14 protein-coding genes are annotated in these 18,841 nt (G+C 40.6%); 11 read left to right on the forward strand and 3 right to left on the reverse strand.

The genetic code is table 11. The features are described from left to right. Window positions 1–53 precede the first annotated feature (53 nt). From CLIN57ABFB40_RS12475 to CLIN57ABFB40_RS12485, 3 genes are all read left to right on the forward strand, one after another. Complete coding sequence (locus tag CLIN57ABFB40_RS12475) at window positions 54–1,028, forward strand: Abi family protein (protein ID WP_175630419.1); 975 nt, start codon at window positions 54–56, stop codon at window positions 1,026–1,028. A 206-nt stretch (window positions 1,029–1,234) separates the two neighbouring features. After that, window positions 1,235–1,708, forward strand: a complete 474-nt coding sequence (locus tag CLIN57ABFB40_RS12480; protein ID WP_175630420.1) for a Panacea domain-containing protein — start codon at window positions 1,235–1,237, stop codon at window positions 1,706–1,708. Beyond that, window positions 1,705–3,468: a hypothetical protein gene (locus CLIN57ABFB40_RS12485; RefSeq protein WP_175630421.1), complete on the forward strand. Its 1,764-nt coding sequence runs from the start codon at window positions 1,705–1,707 to the stop codon at window positions 3,466–3,468. Before CLIN57ABFB40_RS12480 ends, CLIN57ABFB40_RS12485 begins: the two co-directional genes overlap by 4 nt. 1,175 nt (window positions 3,469–4,643) lie before the next feature. Here the strand turns inward: CLIN57ABFB40_RS12485 and CLIN57ABFB40_RS12490 are convergent. Then, on the reverse strand, window positions 4,644–5,147 hold the full coding sequence (locus tag CLIN57ABFB40_RS12490; protein ID WP_175630422.1) for an RNA polymerase sigma factor: 504 nt from the start codon (window positions 5,145–5,147) through the stop codon (window positions 4,644–4,646). Window positions 5,148–5,740: 593 nt separating this feature from the next. Between CLIN57ABFB40_RS12490 and CLIN57ABFB40_RS12495 the strand changes: the two genes are divergently transcribed. From CLIN57ABFB40_RS12495 to CLIN57ABFB40_RS12525, 7 genes are all read left to right on the forward strand, one after another. Then, window positions 5,741–7,087, forward strand: a complete 1,347-nt coding sequence (locus tag CLIN57ABFB40_RS12495; protein WP_175630423.1) for an SWIM zinc finger family protein — start codon at window positions 5,741–5,743, stop codon at window positions 7,085–7,087. After that, a complete protein-coding gene (locus CLIN57ABFB40_RS20290; protein WP_254871765.1) occupies window positions 7,084–7,473 on the forward strand; it encodes a DUF6493 family protein in 390 nt (129 codons plus the stop codon). The genes CLIN57ABFB40_RS12495 and CLIN57ABFB40_RS20290 overlap by 4 nt, the downstream gene beginning before the upstream one ends. Window positions 7,474–7,487: 14 nt before the next feature. Continuing rightward, on the forward strand, window positions 7,488–10,376 hold the full coding sequence (locus CLIN57ABFB40_RS12505; RefSeq protein WP_175630424.1) for a DUF6493 family protein: 2,889 nt from the start codon (window positions 7,488–7,490) through the stop codon (window positions 10,374–10,376). Between the two features lie 76 nt (window positions 10,377–10,452). Beyond that, window positions 10,453–11,226, forward strand: a complete 774-nt coding sequence (locus tag CLIN57ABFB40_RS12510) for a M15 family metallopeptidase (protein ID WP_175630425.1) — start codon at window positions 10,453–10,455, stop codon at window positions 11,224–11,226. 76 nt (window positions 11,227–11,302) lie between these two features. Next, entirely contained in the window at window positions 11,303–12,508 is a 1,206-nt protein-coding gene (locus CLIN57ABFB40_RS12515; RefSeq protein ID WP_175630426.1) for a THUMP-like domain-containing protein, read from the forward strand. 46 nt (window positions 12,509–12,554) lie between these two features. Further along, window positions 12,555–13,202, forward strand: a complete 648-nt coding sequence (locus tag CLIN57ABFB40_RS12520) for a hypothetical protein (RefSeq protein WP_175630427.1) — start codon at window positions 12,555–12,557, stop codon at window positions 13,200–13,202. Between the two features lie 19 nt (window positions 13,203–13,221). Further along, a complete protein-coding gene (locus CLIN57ABFB40_RS12525; protein ID WP_175630428.1) occupies window positions 13,222–13,689 on the forward strand; it encodes a hypothetical protein in 468 nt (155 codons plus the stop codon). 62 nt (window positions 13,690–13,751) lie between these two features. On the opposite strand, the gene CLIN57ABFB40_RS12530 is transcribed toward CLIN57ABFB40_RS12525, so the two are convergent. After that, complete coding sequence (locus CLIN57ABFB40_RS12530; RefSeq protein WP_175630429.1) at window positions 13,752–15,602, reverse strand: mechanosensitive ion channel family protein; 1,851 nt, start codon at window positions 15,600–15,602, stop codon at window positions 13,752–13,754. Window positions 15,603–15,730: 128 nt separating this feature from the next. On the opposite strand from CLIN57ABFB40_RS12530, the gene CLIN57ABFB40_RS12535 reads away from it, so the two are divergent. After that, a complete protein-coding gene (locus CLIN57ABFB40_RS12535; protein WP_175630430.1) occupies window positions 15,731–16,720 on the forward strand; it encodes a calcium/sodium antiporter in 990 nt (329 codons plus the stop codon). On the opposite strand, the gene CLIN57ABFB40_RS12540 is transcribed toward CLIN57ABFB40_RS12535, so the two are convergent. Next, window positions 16,717–18,714, reverse strand: coding sequence for a DUF2961 domain-containing protein (locus tag CLIN57ABFB40_RS12540; RefSeq protein ID WP_175630431.1), 1,998 nt, complete (start codon window positions 18,712–18,714; stop codon window positions 16,717–16,719). The genes CLIN57ABFB40_RS12535 and CLIN57ABFB40_RS12540 overlap by 4 nt on opposite strands. Between the last annotated feature and the right edge of the window lie 127 nt (window positions 18,715–18,841).

Here is an 18,841-nt window from a genome sequence, read left to right on the forward strand (position 1 = left end):
TTGAACAGCGCACCCGGGGAGGTCTTCGAGTTTCTATACATTGAGAAATATGCATGATTGAGGATTTTGAAGAGAAAGTACCCTATACAAAGAGGCCTTTATCAATTAAGACACAAGTTGCAAAACTTGAAAAAAGAGGTTTAATCATAGATGATGAAAATTTAGCTGGTGACTATTTGTCTAACATCAGCTACTATCGTTTACGTGCATATACTTATCCTTTTCAAAATAATACGGATTCAGAAGTTGACCACAGCTTTTTACGAACAGACATTCATTTTAAAGACATCATTGATTTATATTGTTTCGACAGGCGTTTGCGTTCTCTGATATTTAATGCAATCGAAAAAATAGAGGTCGCTCTTCGGACTAAAATCGTTCAAACATATAGTGAAGACACCAAGAATAGCCATTGGTACGAAGATGAATCTTTGTTTAAGGACAATAAACGTATAGTTAATGGTGAGGAGATTTTTGCTTACGACACTCTTTTAGACGACATAACACACGAAATAGACAGAAGCAACGAGGATTTCATCAAACACTATAAAAGTAAGTATTCCAATCCTAATACTCCACCTGCATGGATGACTTTGGAAGTTATCTCTTTTGGTACTCTAAGCCGTTTGTATGAATTATTAAATAAAGATGATAACAAAAAGACTGTAGCCAAACTATTAGGTTTAAACAAGGTTGATATATTGGAAAACTGGATGCATGCACTATCTAATTTACGAAATTGTTGCGCACATCATAGTAGAGTTTGGAACAGGCGTTTTATTGTAAATATCTTGCTTCCAACCAATACAGACCGTCTGTTCTTGGATAGAGATACTATTGCAAGGACTAAAAGAAACAAGTTATTTGCATATCTATGTTGTATCAAATACATTTTGGATATAATCAGTCCTAATAATGACTTTCATAAGAATCTGAAAGGACTAATAGCAGAAGGCGGTAAATTGTTATCATTAAAAGATATGGGATTCCCTGAAAATTGGAACTATCTTGGTGTTTGGAGAGGATAGTAAGACCTTTCTCAAGATGAAAAATGATTTCTAGCAAAATAATTATCTAAACATACTATATAGGTGAAAAGATAAACTTTAAGAGAAGCAACATTGTTATTTATATTATTATATATATCTTTGTAATCAAACTAATTAATATTATGCTTGACAAAGTAAAGTGTTTTGAATACATTTTAATACGATTAATAGAGTGGTATTCGAATATGAGACCAGATGACACAGAACTTTTATCATTCACAAGATTAAAAGTTCTAAAATTACTTTTCTTTGTTTCAGCAGTAAAGCAAGATAATACGAAAAGAGATTTATTGGATATTTTCGATAATTTCTATGCTATGCAACATGGTCCTGTAGAAAGCGATATATATAATGAGATTACCAACCACTTAATATTTTTCAATTTTGAAGGACGAAACATCAAAAGAACTGATATTGACATTAATTTAGAGTTCTTGCATTTAAATAAAGAAGATATTACTCTTTTAGATAGCTCTATTAATGCACTGCGTAATATAAATCAAAATATTATCCTTTATAGTGCATCAAAGTTAGTAGACTTATCTCACAAATGGGAAAGTTGGCAAACTGCTATCGCAATCGCTGAAATCTTAGGTAAGGGCAGTGAAAAAATGAGAACTAATCTAATAAGGAATGACAAACAATATTTTTCAATATGACAGGACATTCCCAAAGTAAAATAGGAAAATTAGCTATTGCATATAATACTTATTTCCCAACGGATTGGATTGAAGATCAAGATTGGAGTCAAGACAAAGAGAAAGAGAGTTTTGCTTTTTGCAATAGCAATTTAAATTCCTTTCAAAAAGAATTTTTTATTGAAGTATCTAAGTCTATTCTTTCAGGTGAGTACCTAATCAAAGATATGCAAAACGACATTGAAAATCTTACTCAACCCAAAGAATACCAACCTATTGATAGTGAATCCACACTTAAACAAGAAACTTATAGGCGATATAGATGTTTAGACAACGAGTTAACTAAGGTTCTAATTCATTATCGTGCTTTCATTTTATTAATGAATACAAAAACAGATGGAGAAAATCATAAATATATTGTAAATGCTTATTTTGTAGATGAAGAAGAATCTTCTTCAATAGAACTGTTTGAATATTTAATCGTATTTATCCTCCGCCTATGTAAAATAGACCACTCTTTATCATATGATGAGCGAACAATTCGTAATCTCATCTTAATGAGAGTTGACTTAGAAAAGTTAATAGAGAAAAATGTAGATGAAATAGCAGACATCTTTAGAATAGCTTTAAATAAAAGTTCATTTTTGCTTAAAAAACTCATTTATTTTAAAGGAAAATCAGAATACGTCTTAAATTTTAAATCTTATACCATTGATGATAATAGTATAGACATTAAAGAGTTACAATCATTAAATGATGACTTCCTTTTCTTACACGGAGAAGATGAAAAAGGAGCTATGCGATGTGATAGAATTTTCTCTTTACAAGATGCTTGTAATAAAAGAAAAGCAAAATTTTTCGAGATGATTCTTCTGATGAACAAATACAAGAATCATGGAAGCGAAACTCAAATAGATAATCTAATTGAAAATTTTGAAAGGTACAGTCGAAGTTACTCTCATCAAAAAGAATTCAATATTTTTGCCATAAATACCATTAAAAACTATTTATATAATTGTCGATTTTCTTATTTATTAAAACACAAAGAGTTTACTTACTACCAACTAATCGAAAAATACACGGAAATTGACAATATCCAAAAGCTAACAGGAGTGCAGAACTTTTTTCCACACTACAAAGTTGTAGATAAGCTATTTAGTATCATAAGACATGATATTAAACAGAAGAAAACGGATTCTGAATTAATAGTAAAAGAGGTTGCTTCTCTAGAAGAGTTTATCCATAGGCTTGAAGAAAAATTGAGTTGGTCTGAAGAAAATAGCTTTTATCCATTTCAACTACCATATAGAGAGTGTAGATATAGAATTAATAATGTAATTCTATTTATGCCGTCATCATTTAATAAGCCTATTAACTATCAGGCCATACGTGAAAAAGTAATACAATACAAGGCTGATTTTCAATTACTAAAAAAAGAAATTGAATTTTTCAAGGAAAAAAAAGATATAGAGGTTTTAAAAGAAGAAATATCTTCTTTAAAAAGAAAAAATATTGAAATTGTAGGTGCTTTTACGGCAGCTATAACTTTTTTATTTGGATGCGTGAATATCTTTTCTGAAAATAAAGATAGCAATATAAAAGTTTTAGTGACTAATCTAATCGGTTTAGGTTTACTATTGATTTTATTTTGTTGTATCATATTTATATTAAGTATCCCACAAAATGAGAAATTAGGGAGCTTTTGTAGGAATCCAAGAAATATTTTATTCACAGTCTTAATAATTGGTTCTTTAATCATACTATATAATATAATCACGTAATTGCATACAAATTGCACGCATCTTAGGAAAATGGAGGAAAAGAGGAGATATTACTTGAAAAAGAAATACTATCTTAGGGCTTGGTTTCCAAGCCTTAAGAAAAAACAAGAAAACAAATGGAAAGTATTGATAATCAATTATTTGCGACTCATAATCTGGAGGTCCCTGGTTCAAGCCCAGGCTGGTCCACGAATAAAAACCTCATAAACGATAGTTTATGAGGTTTTTTGTTTTGATATTCCATCCTTGAAATATAACTAAATTGGGGCTCAGTCTGAAAACTTGGGGGATTTGATTCTGGGCAATCACATCCTTAAAAAAAGATTCATTCCGGTGCGGGGATAAATCAAAGCAGTACTGAAGTAAGCCGAGCCATGTACTTGACTTACTCAAGTCTCCTATATCATTTCATTGAGTGTAGTACTTGTTGCTGTCAATTCTCCTACTTGTTACTGCTAAATCTCCTACCAAATATAAAAAGTAAAAAACCGCCTTCAGCTTTCAGTTCTTCAAAAAAGTCCCTTTTCATCGGTTCTTTTGGCTGAAGTCACCCCTGAATGCAAAAGTGTATAACTTAACCACGTGCCACCCACTTTTATCCGGGTGATGGATCTATATACCCCGCGTGGTGGGCATATAGATTCAGTACGGTGAGTATATATACCTACCACGATGAATATATAGCTCTACTGTCAAGTCTGAAAAAGCTGAATGCGCTGAAAGCATTTCTCCCTTGCTACAACCTATTCTCGCAGGGGGTGTGTTTTTTCGCCTTCAGCCGCTATCCCCTTTTGCCAAGGCGTTTGCGAATAAAACTAAAACGCTGAAACCGGATTATAACATAAAAAATCAGTAAGAGAGTTTTTAGTTAGTTTGGATACTGATAATTGGAGATTTGGTTCATTTCCGCACAGGAATGAACCGATTTTTAGGGACATGGCTGTGTCCTGAACCAAATCCCCCAAGAATTACAACTGACCCTAAATTGGTGAAAATTACCTCGAAACACATCACTGTTAATCTATTGTTGACCTCAAATCGATAGGGCAAAAGATAAGATTACATAGAAAAACTCCCATAAGTATTCAGCTTACAGGAGTTTTTCCATGCAATCCCATTCAATTCTTTTTTACCCTAATACCTATTAATATCGACTGAAAAACTATAGTTAAAGTTTAGCGGAAGTCTTTCAACTCTTCCTGTAATTTCTGGCGAGTAAAGAAAATACGGCTCTTTACTGTACCCAATGGAAGATTCAGTTTATCTGCAATCTCACGATATTTGAATCCGGCTACATGCATAGCAAACGGCACCCTATATTCTTTAGGCAAAGCGTTGACTACGCGGCGCATCTCCTTTAAGTCATAAGCTCTTTCTGTACTCTCATATGCGGAATCCTGCGGCAGGTTGATATGATAAAGATTATCGGTCTGATCAACAAATGTCTGATCGCGTACAACCTTGCGATAATTATTAATAAAGATGTTCCGCATTATCGTATACATCCATCCTTTGAAATTTGTGTCAGGGGTATATTTATCTTCGTTATCCAATGCCTTTAATGAAGTTTCCTGTAACAAATCGTTTGCTTCTTCACGATCGGTCGTCAGTTTGTATGCGAAACGGAGTAATTCGTCCTGTACTCCCACCAGGTCTTTTTTGAAGCTTAAACTTTTCATATGCGTTACTTTTAATATGTGAATACTCGCCGTAATAATTTTGATGGTGCAAGTTTACGGGAATTCAACAGAAGTGATAGGTCAAGAACAAACATTGTTTAGGGGAAAATCTATCAGTAGATAGTTTTTAGGTCATTTTAGATAGATTTCGGGTGGTAGTTGGAGTATTTTATAATAAGAAAATCCCATTTTGATGTCACACCTGACTCAAAATGGGATAACACAAACAAAACAAACAATATTAGCGATTTTCACAAACAGCTGTTTCTTTTATATTCTAAAGATTTATAAGACTTATTTAGATTATGTCGCCAAAACATTAACGAGAGCAAAAGTATTACTTTATTGTAATATGGTAGATAGGTTTTAATAATAGTTATAAAGAATAATTGCTTCATGTATAAAGAATCGTGTTAGATTATAAAAAATAATTTTTAAAAACCAGTTATACAAAAAGATAAACCATTCATTCTCTTATATGTTACAGGCTATACTTCTCAAAAACGATATAATTCTCCCAGAACCTCTTTTCTTACAAAAAATAAATTTCTATATTTGGGCAATATACAATCAAACACTTATTCTCTTTATTTATGGCTGATACAATCTCTTATCAATATGCCGCTCCTTCCGCATTGCAACGCACTGCCGACCAGGACGAATTATTCCTTGCCAAATACAGCGAAATTGAGAAGAAAGACGCCCCCTGTTTCTTTTGGGGGAAGTTGACACAACCTTATATGACAGCACGTTGCCTCATCGCTTTGTCCAACGTTGTACAGTCTAGTTTCAACCTGGCACCGGCACAGCTTTCGATGCTGAAAGACCCGATTGTGACGGCAGGCAACGACCGTCTGCGTTTTGAAGGCTTTTCCAACTGCGCAGGCGTATATGCCAGAGTTGATGTGCTCCCCGACGGACACGACGGGGAATTTCTGGAAAACGGAACCACCAATGTAGACTTCAATACAGGGATGATTTCTGCCTTAGGCAGTATCGGCAGGCAAGAGAAAGTCGTGATGTCCGTAGGACCTAAAGAAGTGGGGCTCTATAATAAAGGTGAGAAAGTGATAGAACGCAAAGTCCCTCTCCCCGTAAAATGGATAAAGGGACTGACTACGGTACAAATCTATCAGTCAGCAGCCGAACGGCTCTATTCCTTCAATCGCATACAGACTTTACAACTCTTTCAGACTCTCCCGAAAAGCACCATAAAATGCGACTATTATTTAGTGGTCCGTGGTCAAAAACCCGCCTTTTCACCGGTGAAAAGTCTGAATTCCGTATGTATCGGCGGGCTTCATCGTTTGCGGTTACTCGAGCCTTTGCTCCCGTTTGCCGACGAGTTGAGAGTCTTTGTCCACCCCACCATGCAATCGACCACCTGGCAACTCTATTTCGGCCCGGTTCGTTTCAGCCTTTCTCTCTCGCGGGAATGCTGGCGCGGTTTCTCCGGAGAAAGAGCGGCTTTGGATGCCCTGCTCGAAGATATACCGGAAAGATGGATAGAAGCTATGGATAAGTACAGCTATGCCAACCAACAGTTCAACCCCACCCTCTTTGCTATTGAGGAACATATCGACCTGGATAGAGTAGATTCCCTTTCGGTACGACTGGCGGCTATGGGACTGTTGGGATTCGATTTGGATGAAAACAGCTTCTTTTATCGTCGTCTGCCTTTCAAGACCGAACGGATTATGAGTCTCAATCCTCGAATGGTAGCTGCTGAGAAACTTCTGGAAGAAGAGAAAGTCGAAATTATATCGAATGACGGAAACCGGGTGGAAGCGCGTGTCGCAGGCAGCGGCGGAGTAAGGCATACCGTCATTTTAGACAGAGAGAACGAGAAAGAACGTTGCACCTGCACCTGGTTCAGCAGTAATCAGGGAGAACGGGGAGCTTGCAAACATATTTTAGCAGTAAAGAAATTAATACAATGAAAGAATTAAAACACGAATTGGAGAAGCTGTCCAAGGCTTACAAAGACACTCCGGAGAAAGAAGAAAAGGTATTGATTCCTTTTATCAAGAAATTATTGGAACTCCCGATGAAGGAGCGGCGCAAGTTACTACCCGTCATACGGGATTTGCAATGGATAAAAAGTAAGTTTCCAGGTTTCAGCAGCAGTGAGACATTTTGCAGCCATGACAGGGCGCGTTTCCTGGCGGCACCCGTCACCGGACTCAAACAGCTACTCGAACTCCACCTCGAACTGTTGTCCAACAACCACAGTAAAGTTACGGACGGACAACTCCGCCAACGCCTGCAGGAGTGGACGGCAAGCAGCAACCTGAAGAAAGTGATAACCTCACTGAACAACCTCTAAAAATCCCTACGATTATGACCATAGAAGAACGCCTCAACGAAATAGTAGAAAAACAACAAGGTGATGCCATCATCCCCTTTCTACAAGGACTGACTCCGGAAGAACGCAAAAGCCTTGTCCCCTGCCTCAACAAACAGGAAGAACATTATAATAAGTTCGTCCAGCTAAAGCCAAACACATACGGTACACGCGCCACTCCCGAACAACATCGTATCCTCAACCTCACTGCCCTTGTCATCTATTCTCAGAAAGAATATAGTAAATACTATTGGAGTATAAATGTCGAACGGCTGAATGAATTGATTTCGTGGCACATCCCTTCTTGGCTGAATACCTTCTTCAAAGAAAGTGAAGGAAAAGATTCCCGCGGCTTCTATAATATGGATTATGAGATACTAATGGACTGGTTGGAGCAAGGAGTCCTCAAAGTCTCTCCCACTCCGCAGACCATAGCAGGCTATCTGGTGAACTATATCAACAACACCAGCATATTGCGAAAACGGGAAATTACACTGAAAGAGCACATTTGGTACCTCTTTGAATACGACTGCGGACAAAACTGGATGGATAGCCGAAATGGCGGTTCTCCCTACTATCCCTACAGATACCTCATCGAAAATGGACTGCTGAACCGTATGCGCGTACTGAAAGAATCCCTGCTTGCCGTCAACCGGAACATGAATAAAAACCTGTGCAGTTGGTTTGCCGGCATGTTCGAAGCACTCGCCCCCAGCGTAGAGGAACAATTGGAGTTACAACCCGAACTATTTGCCGTCCTGTCGTGCCCCCACAGCCGTCCGACAAATATCATACTCAAATTGCTGAAGAACCTGTGCAGTCACCCCCAATTCCCGACAGAAGAATTTCTGAACCAGACTTCCGTCCTGTTTGCTTCGGACGTAAAGGCAGTCCATCAAAATACGCTGGCCATCCTCAACAAGCTGGCGAAAGAAAGAAAAGAATACCGCGACGCCATCTGCTGCGCCGCCGCACAAGGGCTAATGAGCCGTGAAGAATCTATCCAAAGTAAAATAGTAAAACTGGTTCAGACCTACGGAGACACGGAATCGGCAACATTGAAAGAAGCCCTTTCCGTTTATGTAGATACTATGTTGACCAGCATCAAACAAGAATTGAAACCTTATCTGGAAGGCAGCTCCTCCGACATCACCCCGGCAAACCCGACAGCCAGCAACGCTTCCTTTATCAGTGAATCCTATGAGCCCGTCCCACCCATCATCAGCGAAGAGAACCGGATACCGGAAATCACCTCTACCGAAGACCTGATATTTTTAGCCAGCCAAGTGTTGGAAGTAAACGAAGTGTATCACTTCGAACAATTTATCAGTTCGCTGATACAATGGGACGACCAACTGGAAGCCGGGCAAGTCCCCCAATGGACGCCCATTTTTCAACGTGCCTATAAACTAATTCTAAGCGGTGGAAATTCCCGCACCGGTATATTGGACGATATGATGGCAACCTTCCTTGTCGACTATTCAAAGCTACTAACCAGACGCTTCCCTGAAGAAGGGAAAGAGCTGAAAGTCCTGCACGAGAAAATGGTGCAGAAAGATGAAGTACAACGAGGACATTGGGGATTCTGCAATTTACAATCGCTTACCATCCGCCAAAAAAGAAATAAACAAATAGAGCACCGCGTACACAGGCAATTACTATGTCATACCTTAGATATGCTTGAAAGCAACAAACCCCGCCTGCCGTTGCTTTCCACGCCTACGCATATACCCATGTTTATCGACCCGGCAATCCTCATACAAAGATTGAAGCAATATCAACAGGCAGATGTTGAGCCTAATAGTCAGGATATGCAAATAGCACTGTCGCGTACGGTACTGGATGAAACCACCGCTCAACTACTCTCCACCATCACTCAGGAACTGGAAGGAGAATACCGGAATCTGCTTCTCTTCCTGTTCGGAGAGAAAGAGTCTGCGCCCCAATCCCCCTTCACGCATCCGGCATGGTGGATGACAGCAGGACTTATCAAATCACCGGAAACGGTCTATCCCGAATTTAAGGACTTCCCCTACAACGAAAGTCCGCGTGAATTTCTGACCGGAAACTTCGCATGGAAAACGTATCTGGAATCTCATTCATATATAGATTACACTAAGAAAGTGGTAGAATGGACTTCCTCTACAATCAGCATTCATCTTCCGGAAGGACAGAACGTTCGAATCATCAATAAAGGGAAATATAACGAGAGAGCAGAGTATCACCCGCGCACTCCACATCCGTTACTGGTAGAAATATATTATCCTCAGGGAGAGTATTTCGACGAAATATCAAAAGATTTACCGCGTCTGTTATGGCTGGCACCCAATACGCCGGAGCCATTATTGGCATGGTGCATCTGCCAAGCGATATACGACCCGATGTTAAATGAAGTAAGAGAGGTCAACGTGACCCGGACTACGATAGAGACATTCCATCAGTTCAGACACACATGGCATGAGATTTCTTATCTTCTGGAAGCCAGTTGTATGTTAGTAGCCGACAAGACCAGCCGTGCCTATGCTGCCGAAATATGGATAGAACGTGCCAACCAAGGATGCATAGACAGCTCACGCATAGGCAGGATTCTAGGCTCGCACCAAAACACAGGATGGGGACCGCTGAAAAGACTAACCGACCTGATACAGCAACAGATGATGAACGTCAGTCCGCTGCACAACCGGGAATTGGAGAAACTGCTTGTCGCACTACTCGCCGAACTTCCCGAAAAACCAATCAAGGACTTAAAGAAGCTATTGGAAATCTATGCGGAACTGCTATCAATCAATAACAGCAAAGCCGAAGATGAGCGTGTCCTGCACCTGTTGGATGTATGGAAAGGCGTAGCCAATCTGAAGAAAGCAGTAGCTAATATCCGGCGATAAAAAGAGCGACAACAAACGCTTATTGGAGTTAAAGCCAAAAAGAAGTATCTTTGACGCACTAAATACAAAAGCCCGAATGAGATTTCTAAAATACAGTTTGCCCATTCTCTGCCTGCTACTGGCAGAATGTACTTCCGTCTCCGGTCACAAGGAAAAGGGAAGCCCCGCCATAGCGGAATATGAGCATCCATCGGATGACATACAACTCCGGAAAGAATGTCCTCCTGCTCCGCAACCGGCGAAAAGCGCAATGGCTCTCTATATGGACTCTTTAGGACTGGTGAACGTTGCCGAACTAGACAGCAGTCTGGTCGTTAAACTGATGTACACACAAGCCGACAATTTCACCGGAGAGGTGCTTTATGACAACTTGTCGGAAGCCTATCTGCATCCTGACGCGGCATATGCCCTTGTGAAAGCACAAAGGGCATTGAAAGAACTACACCCGTCTTACAGTCTCCTCATTTATGACGCCGCACGCCCGATGTCCATACAAAAGAAAATGTGGAATGTAGTGAAAGGAACATCTAAATACAAATACGTCTCCAACCCGAACCGTGGCGGAGGACTCCACAATTACGGACTGGCAGTAGACATCAGTATCCAGGATTCTTTGGGACAACCATTACCAATGGGGACAAAAGTAGACCATCTAGGTGTAGAAGCGCATATCACCCAAGAAAACGAACTGGTACGTAACGGAAAAATGAGCGAGGCAGAGCGGCAAAACCGGATACTGTTACGAAAAGTAATGAAAGAAGCCGGATTCCGTGCATTGCCCAGCGAATGGTGGCACTTCAACTTTTGCAGCCGTGATGTAGCCAGGCAGAAATACAAGGTAATACCATAACCCGGTATTCAGCAATTAACCGTACTATCACTGTTATACGACATAATAATACCCTATATAACGTAACAATACGCATATGCAAATCTCTCCCGAAACTCAACTATTCATTCGTAAACACCAGTCGGACGATATACGCACCTTAGCCTTACAAGCTAAAAAGTATCCGAATATAGACATGCCGACTGCCATCACCCAAATAGCCGGACGACAGGTTGCCGCCGAGAAAATCCCATCGTGGAAAGAGATAGAAGACATATGGTATCCGAAGCATTTGTCACTGGAACAATGCTCTTCGGAAATCACCGCCCGCTACAAGGCAAGCCTCCTGCAAGGTGAATCTTTGACCGACCTTACCGCAGGCTTCGGGATAGACTGCTCTTTCCTTGCTAGCAATTTTAAATCAGCCACCTATGTAGAACGTCAGGAAGAACTTTGCGAAATAGCAGCACACAACTTTCCCTTACTCAACCTGAATCACATTACCGTCAGGAATGAAGATGGCGTAGCCTATCTGAAAGCAATGTCTCCCGTAGACTGCATCTTTCTCGACCCTGCCCGCCGCAACGAGCATGGCGGCAAAACCGTAGCCATCTCCGACTGCGAACCGGATGTAGCCGAACTGGAGGAACTTTTACTAAGCAAAGCCAACCGGATAATGGTAAAACTCTCCCCCATGCTCGACCTTTCATTGGCATTGAAAGAATTGAAGCATACACAAGAAGTCCATATCCTGTCCGTCAATAACGAATGCAAAGAACTGCTGTTACTACTCGGACAAGAAGCACCGACAGAACAAGCCCCACCGGAAGAAATTCCTATTCACTGTGTAAACCTCTTCACAAAAAGAACACAAGAAGAGCAACACTTCGTTTTCACCCGCGAGCAGGAACAACGCAACGAATGTACGTACACCGACACACTGGGAAATTACCTGTATGAACCGAATACATCTCTCCTGAAAGCCGGCGCTTTCCGCAGTATTGCCGCAGCCTATCCCGTAAAGAAGCTGCACCCCAACAGCCATCTCTATACTTCCGACACCTTGATTACAGATTTTCCCGGAAGAGTGTTCCGTATCGTCAGCCAGTGCAGTTTCAACAAGAAAGAAATAAAAGAAAACCTATCCGACCTTAAAAAAGCCAATCTCACTGTACGCAACTTTCCCGCGACAGTAGCCGAACTCCGCAAACGAATCAACCTGACAGAAGGAGGAGATACCTACCTATTTGCCAGTACGTTAAATAATGGACAAAAAATTCTGATTCGTTGTGAAAAAACATAAGATATTTGCTACTTTTGCAAAAGACTTACTATCTAAACTAATCCACATGAATCAAGCACTTATAAAAACTGTCTTATTTTTTATAGTACTGGCTTTTCATGCCCCGCTTTTCTCACAGAGGAATTTTGAGAGGCATGAATTCTCTTTCCATGCCGGTTATGGCAATATGCTCAATGGTACTCCTACCCTTACTATGGATACCCACAGTTACCAACGTAAATTAGCACAAGGCGTAAGCTGGGACGGGCAATATCACTTCCGCCCTCTCAAACGTTTCATTTTCGGTGTAACTTATTCCGGTTTCTCTTCCAAAGGCAGTCATCCCGAAGGAAAAGACCATTTATCCATTCATTTCATCGGCACCCAAATCGGTATGTGTAACGCCAATACGAAACATTGGCAAATTCGTGCGGGGATAGGCCCCGGCGGAGTTTTTTTACGTAACAACAGCCAGGTATTCGGAAAAACAAGAAAAGTCACAGCCAAAAGCATCGGGCTTCTTTCCAACATCAATGCCACCTATAAACTGACTCCCCAGTTAGGAATCGGATTGGGAGTCCAATACCTTGTCAGCGGTCTATTCAGAATGAAGACGCATTATCACGGAGAAACTCTTTCTGTCAGATTCGGTGACGGTCAAGATGCCGATCTTTCACTACTCAATATTGTAACAGGACTATCCTATTATTTCTAACATTCACTTAAAAAACACTATGAAGAAATATATATTCATTCTTTTCACTATTATCAGTTTTTGGAGCTGCACAGAAGATGATACAGTTGACATCACAGTATTACCTTCCGCCACAACTACAGGTGCCGACACATTCGGCTGCCTTGTGGACGGCTGGATTTATGTAGGCGGAAGATACCTGGGATGGGGTCATTCAAATATATGGACTCACGACTCATTCCACTACAATGAAGAAGAGGATAAACTATACGTTTCAGTCCCCGTAAAGCCCGAAATTAGGATCCGTTTCACTATATTGTCTCCCAAAGAAGGCGAAGAGTCACTAGTCACGGACATACAGTTCGAAGGAGAAAAACTGGAAGACGGAACAGCCCTTGTCAGCCGTTTCGACACAAAAACGAGGGTAATAAGTGCAACATTCGGCAATGGTAAAAGTCTCACTAACGGACGTTTTGATATTCATTACGCCGTATCTGATAGTAATTAACTCTCAGCGAAAAACACATAACATCGGGTGTCTCCTTCGTGCTGAAAGAGACACCTTTATGATTATTCGGCAGTGCCACCTTGCCCTGCCTTATTCGTTGGACTACCGTTTATCCAATCATCTTTAGGAATGGTCGTTTCATTTCCATCCCGAACTGCCATATAATGTGGTGACATAATTTCAATACCGGCCTCATTAAATTTATCCTGAATATTCTGATGTAAATCCGAATAAATTTGTGCCATTTTATCTGCCTCCCTGATATATGCATTAATTTGATAGACCGGATACCAGTCGCTCAAAGACGTTTCCAGTACGAACGGGCGCGGGTCGTCCACCACTCCGGGAGTGTTCAACGCAGCGTCAATCAATATCTGATTAACCTGCCGCCAGGGAATATCATAACCGATAGACACTTCCGAGTGAATAATCAATCCATATTCACGTGCTGAAGTACTGTAGTTTACCGTATGAGACGACATGATAAATGAATTTGGAACAGTCACAATCTCATTTTTGGGAGTTCGGATACGGGTAACAAGAGGAGTCTTTTCGATAATATCTCCGGTAGTATCATTCAATTTGATCCGGTCGCCCATCTTGAACGGACGCATATAAGTAATCACCAGTCCGGCAATAATATTACCGATAACCGTACTTGAACCAAGCGAAACGATCAATCCGACAAATACCGAAATACCCTGGAACACACCGGAATCGGAGCCCGGAAGATAAGGATAAATCATCGCAATCATAAATGCATAGAGCAGGAAACGGGCAATATGAAAAGTCGGCATCGCCCAGTCCGGATAGAAGCCATTGATTTTGAGCCGTCCGGCTTCCACTTCACGTGCCAGATACAAAACGAGACGTACCAGATACCTCACAGCATACCAGATAACGATAATGGTAAACAACTTAGGAATATAGTCAATGATACCCACAAAAATAGCGCGAATCGGATTCCATATATATCCTAACAATTGATATGCCAACCCTTCTGTCTGTGGGAAGATGATGAAAATCAACGGTACGGTAAACAGTAGCTGCAATCCCATCAGAATATATCGCCCGATACTGGACAGGAATACTAATAAATTCGCCTGTTTTTGTGCATCTAGCAATTCATATCCCTGGATGGATACCGGTTTTATCTTCGTGTCTTTCAGGCGCAGAATACGCGCTTTCAGTTTACGGAACAACCAGTTAGTCAAACGGAACAGGAAATACTGTCCTACAATTACCAACACAAAATAGAGCACACGCTTTACCATTCGCCAAAGTCCGTGCTCCGCCTTCATCTCATGCAGTTTGGTAATGACATTCTGTTGTCTTTCCTTAGCCAGCGAATCACGGGAAACTCCTTCCCACAAGGCATCCTGATCGGTAAGAGAAAGCAGTACTTTGCTGCCGTACATCAAATCGGAAATAATGTCCGAATGGTCAATAGCAACAGAATCAGGTTTCAAATTAAAACGTCTTCCTATCTCTTCGATCGCTGCACCGGTCATCTGTGCACGCTGCTGGGGAGTATATCCGCCACGTTTGGTGAAAAGGTAAAATAAGGTATCACCGTCTACCACTACCGGCATGCCCTTAGTGAATTGCCGCAGAGAGTCGATACGCTGACGCTGCTGTGCATACTTTACAGAGTCGACAGTAGCCATCTGAAGCTTCATCTGCTCCATTTCCATCCTCATATTCGCCTCATTAAGCCGAGCTTCCTCCAATGATTTCTGCATGTTTACTAGATAGATGGAGTCCGAATCGCGTTTCAAAGGAACATGTCTGCCCGCTATTGTATCTCCGGCAAATATCTTCTTTACCGCCTGCTCCAACTGTGCTTGTGCCCCGATTGCCCGAAAAAAAAGGAACAACACCAGTAACGACCATTTTATTTTAACTATTTTCATATCTTATATTCCTTAAATTATAACTAAGGTTAATCTAACACTTCATTAAAAACAGAGCAAACATACGGATTGTTTTTGACATTACCATTTCCAAATTGATTATCTTTGCCACTAAAAGAGAAAAAAACATGAATATATTATTACTTATCGGGGGATTAATCCTCATTCTTCTAGGAGCTAACGGATTAACAGACGGTGCCGCCTCAGTAGCCAAGCGTTTTCACATCCCTCCCATCGTGATCGGACTTACCATCGTTGCATTCGGCACTTCTGCCCCGGAACTGACGGTCAGTGTATCTTCTGCCCTCAAAGGAAGCGCGGATATTGCCATAGGCAACGTGGTGGGAAGCAACATTTTCAATACGTTGATGATTGTGGGCTGCACGGCTTTATTCGCCCCGATTGTCATCACCCGCAATACGCTTAGAAAAGAAATACCGCTCTGCATACTTTCTTCTATTGTCTTGCTGATTTGTGCCAATGATGTATTCCTGAATAAAGCTCCGGAGAATATCCTGAACAGAGTAGACGGTTTATTATTGCTTTGTTTCTTTGTTATCTTCATGGGTTACACGTTTGCCATAGCCTTCAAGCCTGCCACAGCAACACAAACGGAACAGATAAAACCTCCAACAATAGAAGAAGAGACAGAAATCAAATCACTCCCCTGGTGGAAATCCATTCTTTATATCATTGGAGGCTTAGCTGCCCTAATTTTTGGAGGTCAGTTGTTTGTTGACGGCGCCACGGGCATTGCCCGCAACCTGGGTGTCAGCGAATCGATTATCGGACTGACACTGGTTGCTGGAGGGACTTCTCTTCCTGAACTGGCTACGTCTATCGTTGCCGCATTAAAGAAAAATCCGGAAATTGCCATTGGAAATGCGATCGGTAGTAACCTCTTCAATATTTTCTTTGTACTGGGATGTAGCGCCAGCATCACCCCTCTCCATCTTAACGGAATTACCAACTTCGACCTGTTTACGCTAGTAGGTTCCGGTATCCTGCTTTGGCTATTCGGGCTGTTCTTTGCCAAAAGGACCATCACAAGAATTGAAGGAGGCATTATGATAGTTTGTTATGTGGCGTACATGGTGGTATTGATTTATAATATTTAATTATTATAACAAAACACCTGATATTCAGCTTCATTCCAAGTATTTTTTCCCTCTTTAGACATAGAAACTGGTACGATACGAATATTTAATGATTTCTTTCCCTTAGTATACTTGGCTGGAATTTCAAAGTCATCTTCCAGCCAACGTTTATAGGGGTTACTATCAGCTACATACCATAAACGTTCTGTAACCTCTTCACCATCAACAAAAACACGGGCTGCTTGTCGAGCATCGTTTTGATCGCTCAACCTACGCAAACGCACTCCTTCATTTTGAGAAGATATATTCACTCTAAAACTACTAAAACTTTCAAAGCGAACGGTTTCTCCTACATATAAAATACGATCCTCATTTCCCTCAAAGAAGCTTTCCAATTTTGTCCTTCGTACATTACCCATAGCTTTATAGGAGTGCCGTTTAATGGAACGAGAAGAGTTTAAATCCAAGCTATCTGTTTTCACCAGTATATTTTTATCTTGACCATAATAGAATATAGTACCCGAATGTTCCAAATACTGATTGTTATATTCGCCCGACTCTATTCCAAACTTCAGTTCTGAATAGAAAGGATAACTATCGCCTATACAAAAACGAGTCATAGACCATGGGTTATCCGAAAGACCGTCATATCCTCCCATTGGATGCACTTCAGGCGGAGTCGGGAATCCCCAACCATAACAAACATAACTTTCAGAACCGTCACTCTCAACTTGTGGTGTCCGTTTGCCGTCAATATATACACGAACATCCCCCTCGCAAGAAATGATATGTGAACGTTCGGCATGACATGTAATATGAGCAGCAACCATCTTCCCTCTTCCTTGAATAGCAGCTATCGGACTATCTATTCCTGCCACATGTTTTCGGGTATAATATGGTGTATTACGAAAATACCCGGTATTAAATGTGGGATAAACCAACCGGGAAACTGCTATTTCAGAAAATCCCAAAGAAACAGGAACACCACTACGATTTTCAATTATTATCTTCGCATGCTTCCAATATGGCATTGGAAAATAATTATAAAACCAACCGTCTGTGGTATATCCTGACAGCAAATAGTTGGTATCGTGAAAACCCAAAGAATTGCCTCCCAAACACGCCAAAGGACAAGAAATATCGGGTTGTTGATGAGCATCCCAAAACATATGAATCCATACATCCTGCAAGTGCTGCTCATTAATCTCCGGAAGATAAAATTTTAAAGAACCAATCGCTCCCTCTCCTTTTTCATCCAATAAAGTAATGGATTCGCCAGCATTGATCTTTTGTTCCGACTTACGATGATATGCCAATTGATCTTTACACAAAAGATTACTTCCTTGTTTCTTCCATAATTGTATCAAAGTATCATAATTCTCCTTCCCGGTAAAGGTCTTGATACCATTGTCCGCATAAGTGTGGTATACAACATGTCCCCAACCTCCTTCACCTTTGGTTCTTTCATAACCTTCCAGTTTCACATCGGTAGTTACACGACACCCCTTGTTAAAGGGCATTGGAACAAAACTCCGTGCAACACGTATAGGGCCTCTTCCATTATCAAACGGACCAATATAACTTTCAGCCAAAGGTTTTATAAAAGGCTCTTTCTCTCCGAATTCAGATAAACGTAAACTAAAACGAGGCGTTTCTTCTCCATCAAAATAAAAGCGGAAGAGCGGATCACTTGAACTCATATAGCGATGTTGTACAAGATTATAAATGCATCCCGGACCATCAACATCAAATATTACCCATTCTCCACGTTGATCCTGATAAAGGCTCCAATCCCAGTCGGCATTCTTTCCTCTTTTATCAATACTGCCTTCATAATGAACAGAGATTCCACGATCTAACAGGGGCAAAGATGTAATATCAACCATTCGGGATATACCATAAGATATACTATCGGTCTGCCAACCCGACTGTGCTACAGAGACTATCGAACCAATTGCCGACAATGACATAAGCCCGAAAACAACAAAACAAACTAAAAAAATACTTCTTTTCATAAGGTGATAAATATAAAATAAAACATGAATCTATCTATAAAATTTAATTCATAAAAGTACGGCAACTTATATAAGCACACAACCACTTTATTATCAAATCAATATACTATTTTAACCTTCAAGCTAT

The sequence above is a fragment of the Bacteroides acidifaciens genome (genome assembly GCF_903181435.1).
In the GTDB taxonomy this organism is placed as follows: domain Bacteria; phylum Bacteroidota; class Bacteroidia; order Bacteroidales; family Bacteroidaceae; genus Bacteroides.

Excerpts from the sequence above, each read along its gene's own strand:
- CLIN57ABFB40_RS12535 (WP_175630430.1), top strand. The coding sequence starts at position 15,731 with ATGAATATATTATTACTTATCGGGGGATTAATCCTCATTCTTCTAGGA.
- CLIN57ABFB40_RS12495 (WP_175630423.1), top strand. The coding sequence starts at position 5,741 with ATGGCTGATACAATCTCTTATCAATATGCCGCTCCTTCCGCATTGCAA.
- CLIN57ABFB40_RS12485 (WP_175630421.1), top strand. The coding sequence starts at position 1,705 with ATGACAGGACATTCCCAAAGTAAAATAGGAAAATTAGCTATTGCATAT.
- CLIN57ABFB40_RS12510 (WP_175630425.1), top strand. The coding sequence starts at position 10,453 with ATGAGATTTCTAAAATACAGTTTGCCCATTCTCTGCCTGCTACTGGCA.
- CLIN57ABFB40_RS20290 (WP_254871765.1), top strand. The coding sequence starts at position 7,084 with ATGAAAGAATTAAAACACGAATTGGAGAAGCTGTCCAAGGCTTACAAA.
- CLIN57ABFB40_RS12490 (WP_175630422.1), bottom strand. The coding sequence starts at position 5,147 with ATGAAAAGTTTAAGCTTCAAAAAAGACCTGGTGGGAGTACAGGACGAA.
- CLIN57ABFB40_RS12530 (WP_175630429.1), bottom strand. The coding sequence starts at position 15,602 with ATGAAAATAGTTAAAATAAAATGGTCGTTACTGGTGTTGTTCCTTTTT.
- CLIN57ABFB40_RS12520 (WP_175630427.1), top strand. The coding sequence starts at position 12,555 with ATGAATCAAGCACTTATAAAAACTGTCTTATTTTTTATAGTACTGGCT.
- CLIN57ABFB40_RS12515 (WP_175630426.1), top strand. The coding sequence starts at position 11,303 with ATGCAAATCTCTCCCGAAACTCAACTATTCATTCGTAAACACCAGTCG.
- CLIN57ABFB40_RS12525 (WP_175630428.1), top strand. The coding sequence starts at position 13,222 with ATGAAGAAATATATATTCATTCTTTTCACTATTATCAGTTTTTGGAGC.
- CLIN57ABFB40_RS12505 (WP_175630424.1), top strand. The coding sequence starts at position 7,488 with ATGACCATAGAAGAACGCCTCAACGAAATAGTAGAAAAACAACAAGGT.
- CLIN57ABFB40_RS12480 (WP_175630420.1), top strand. The coding sequence starts at position 1,235 with ATGAGACCAGATGACACAGAACTTTTATCATTCACAAGATTAAAAGTT.
- CLIN57ABFB40_RS12475 (WP_175630419.1), top strand. The coding sequence starts at position 54 with ATGATTGAGGATTTTGAAGAGAAAGTACCCTATACAAAGAGGCCTTTA.
- CLIN57ABFB40_RS12540 (WP_175630431.1), bottom strand. The coding sequence starts at position 18,714 with ATGAAAAGAAGTATTTTTTTAGTTTGTTTTGTTGTTTTCGGGCTTATG.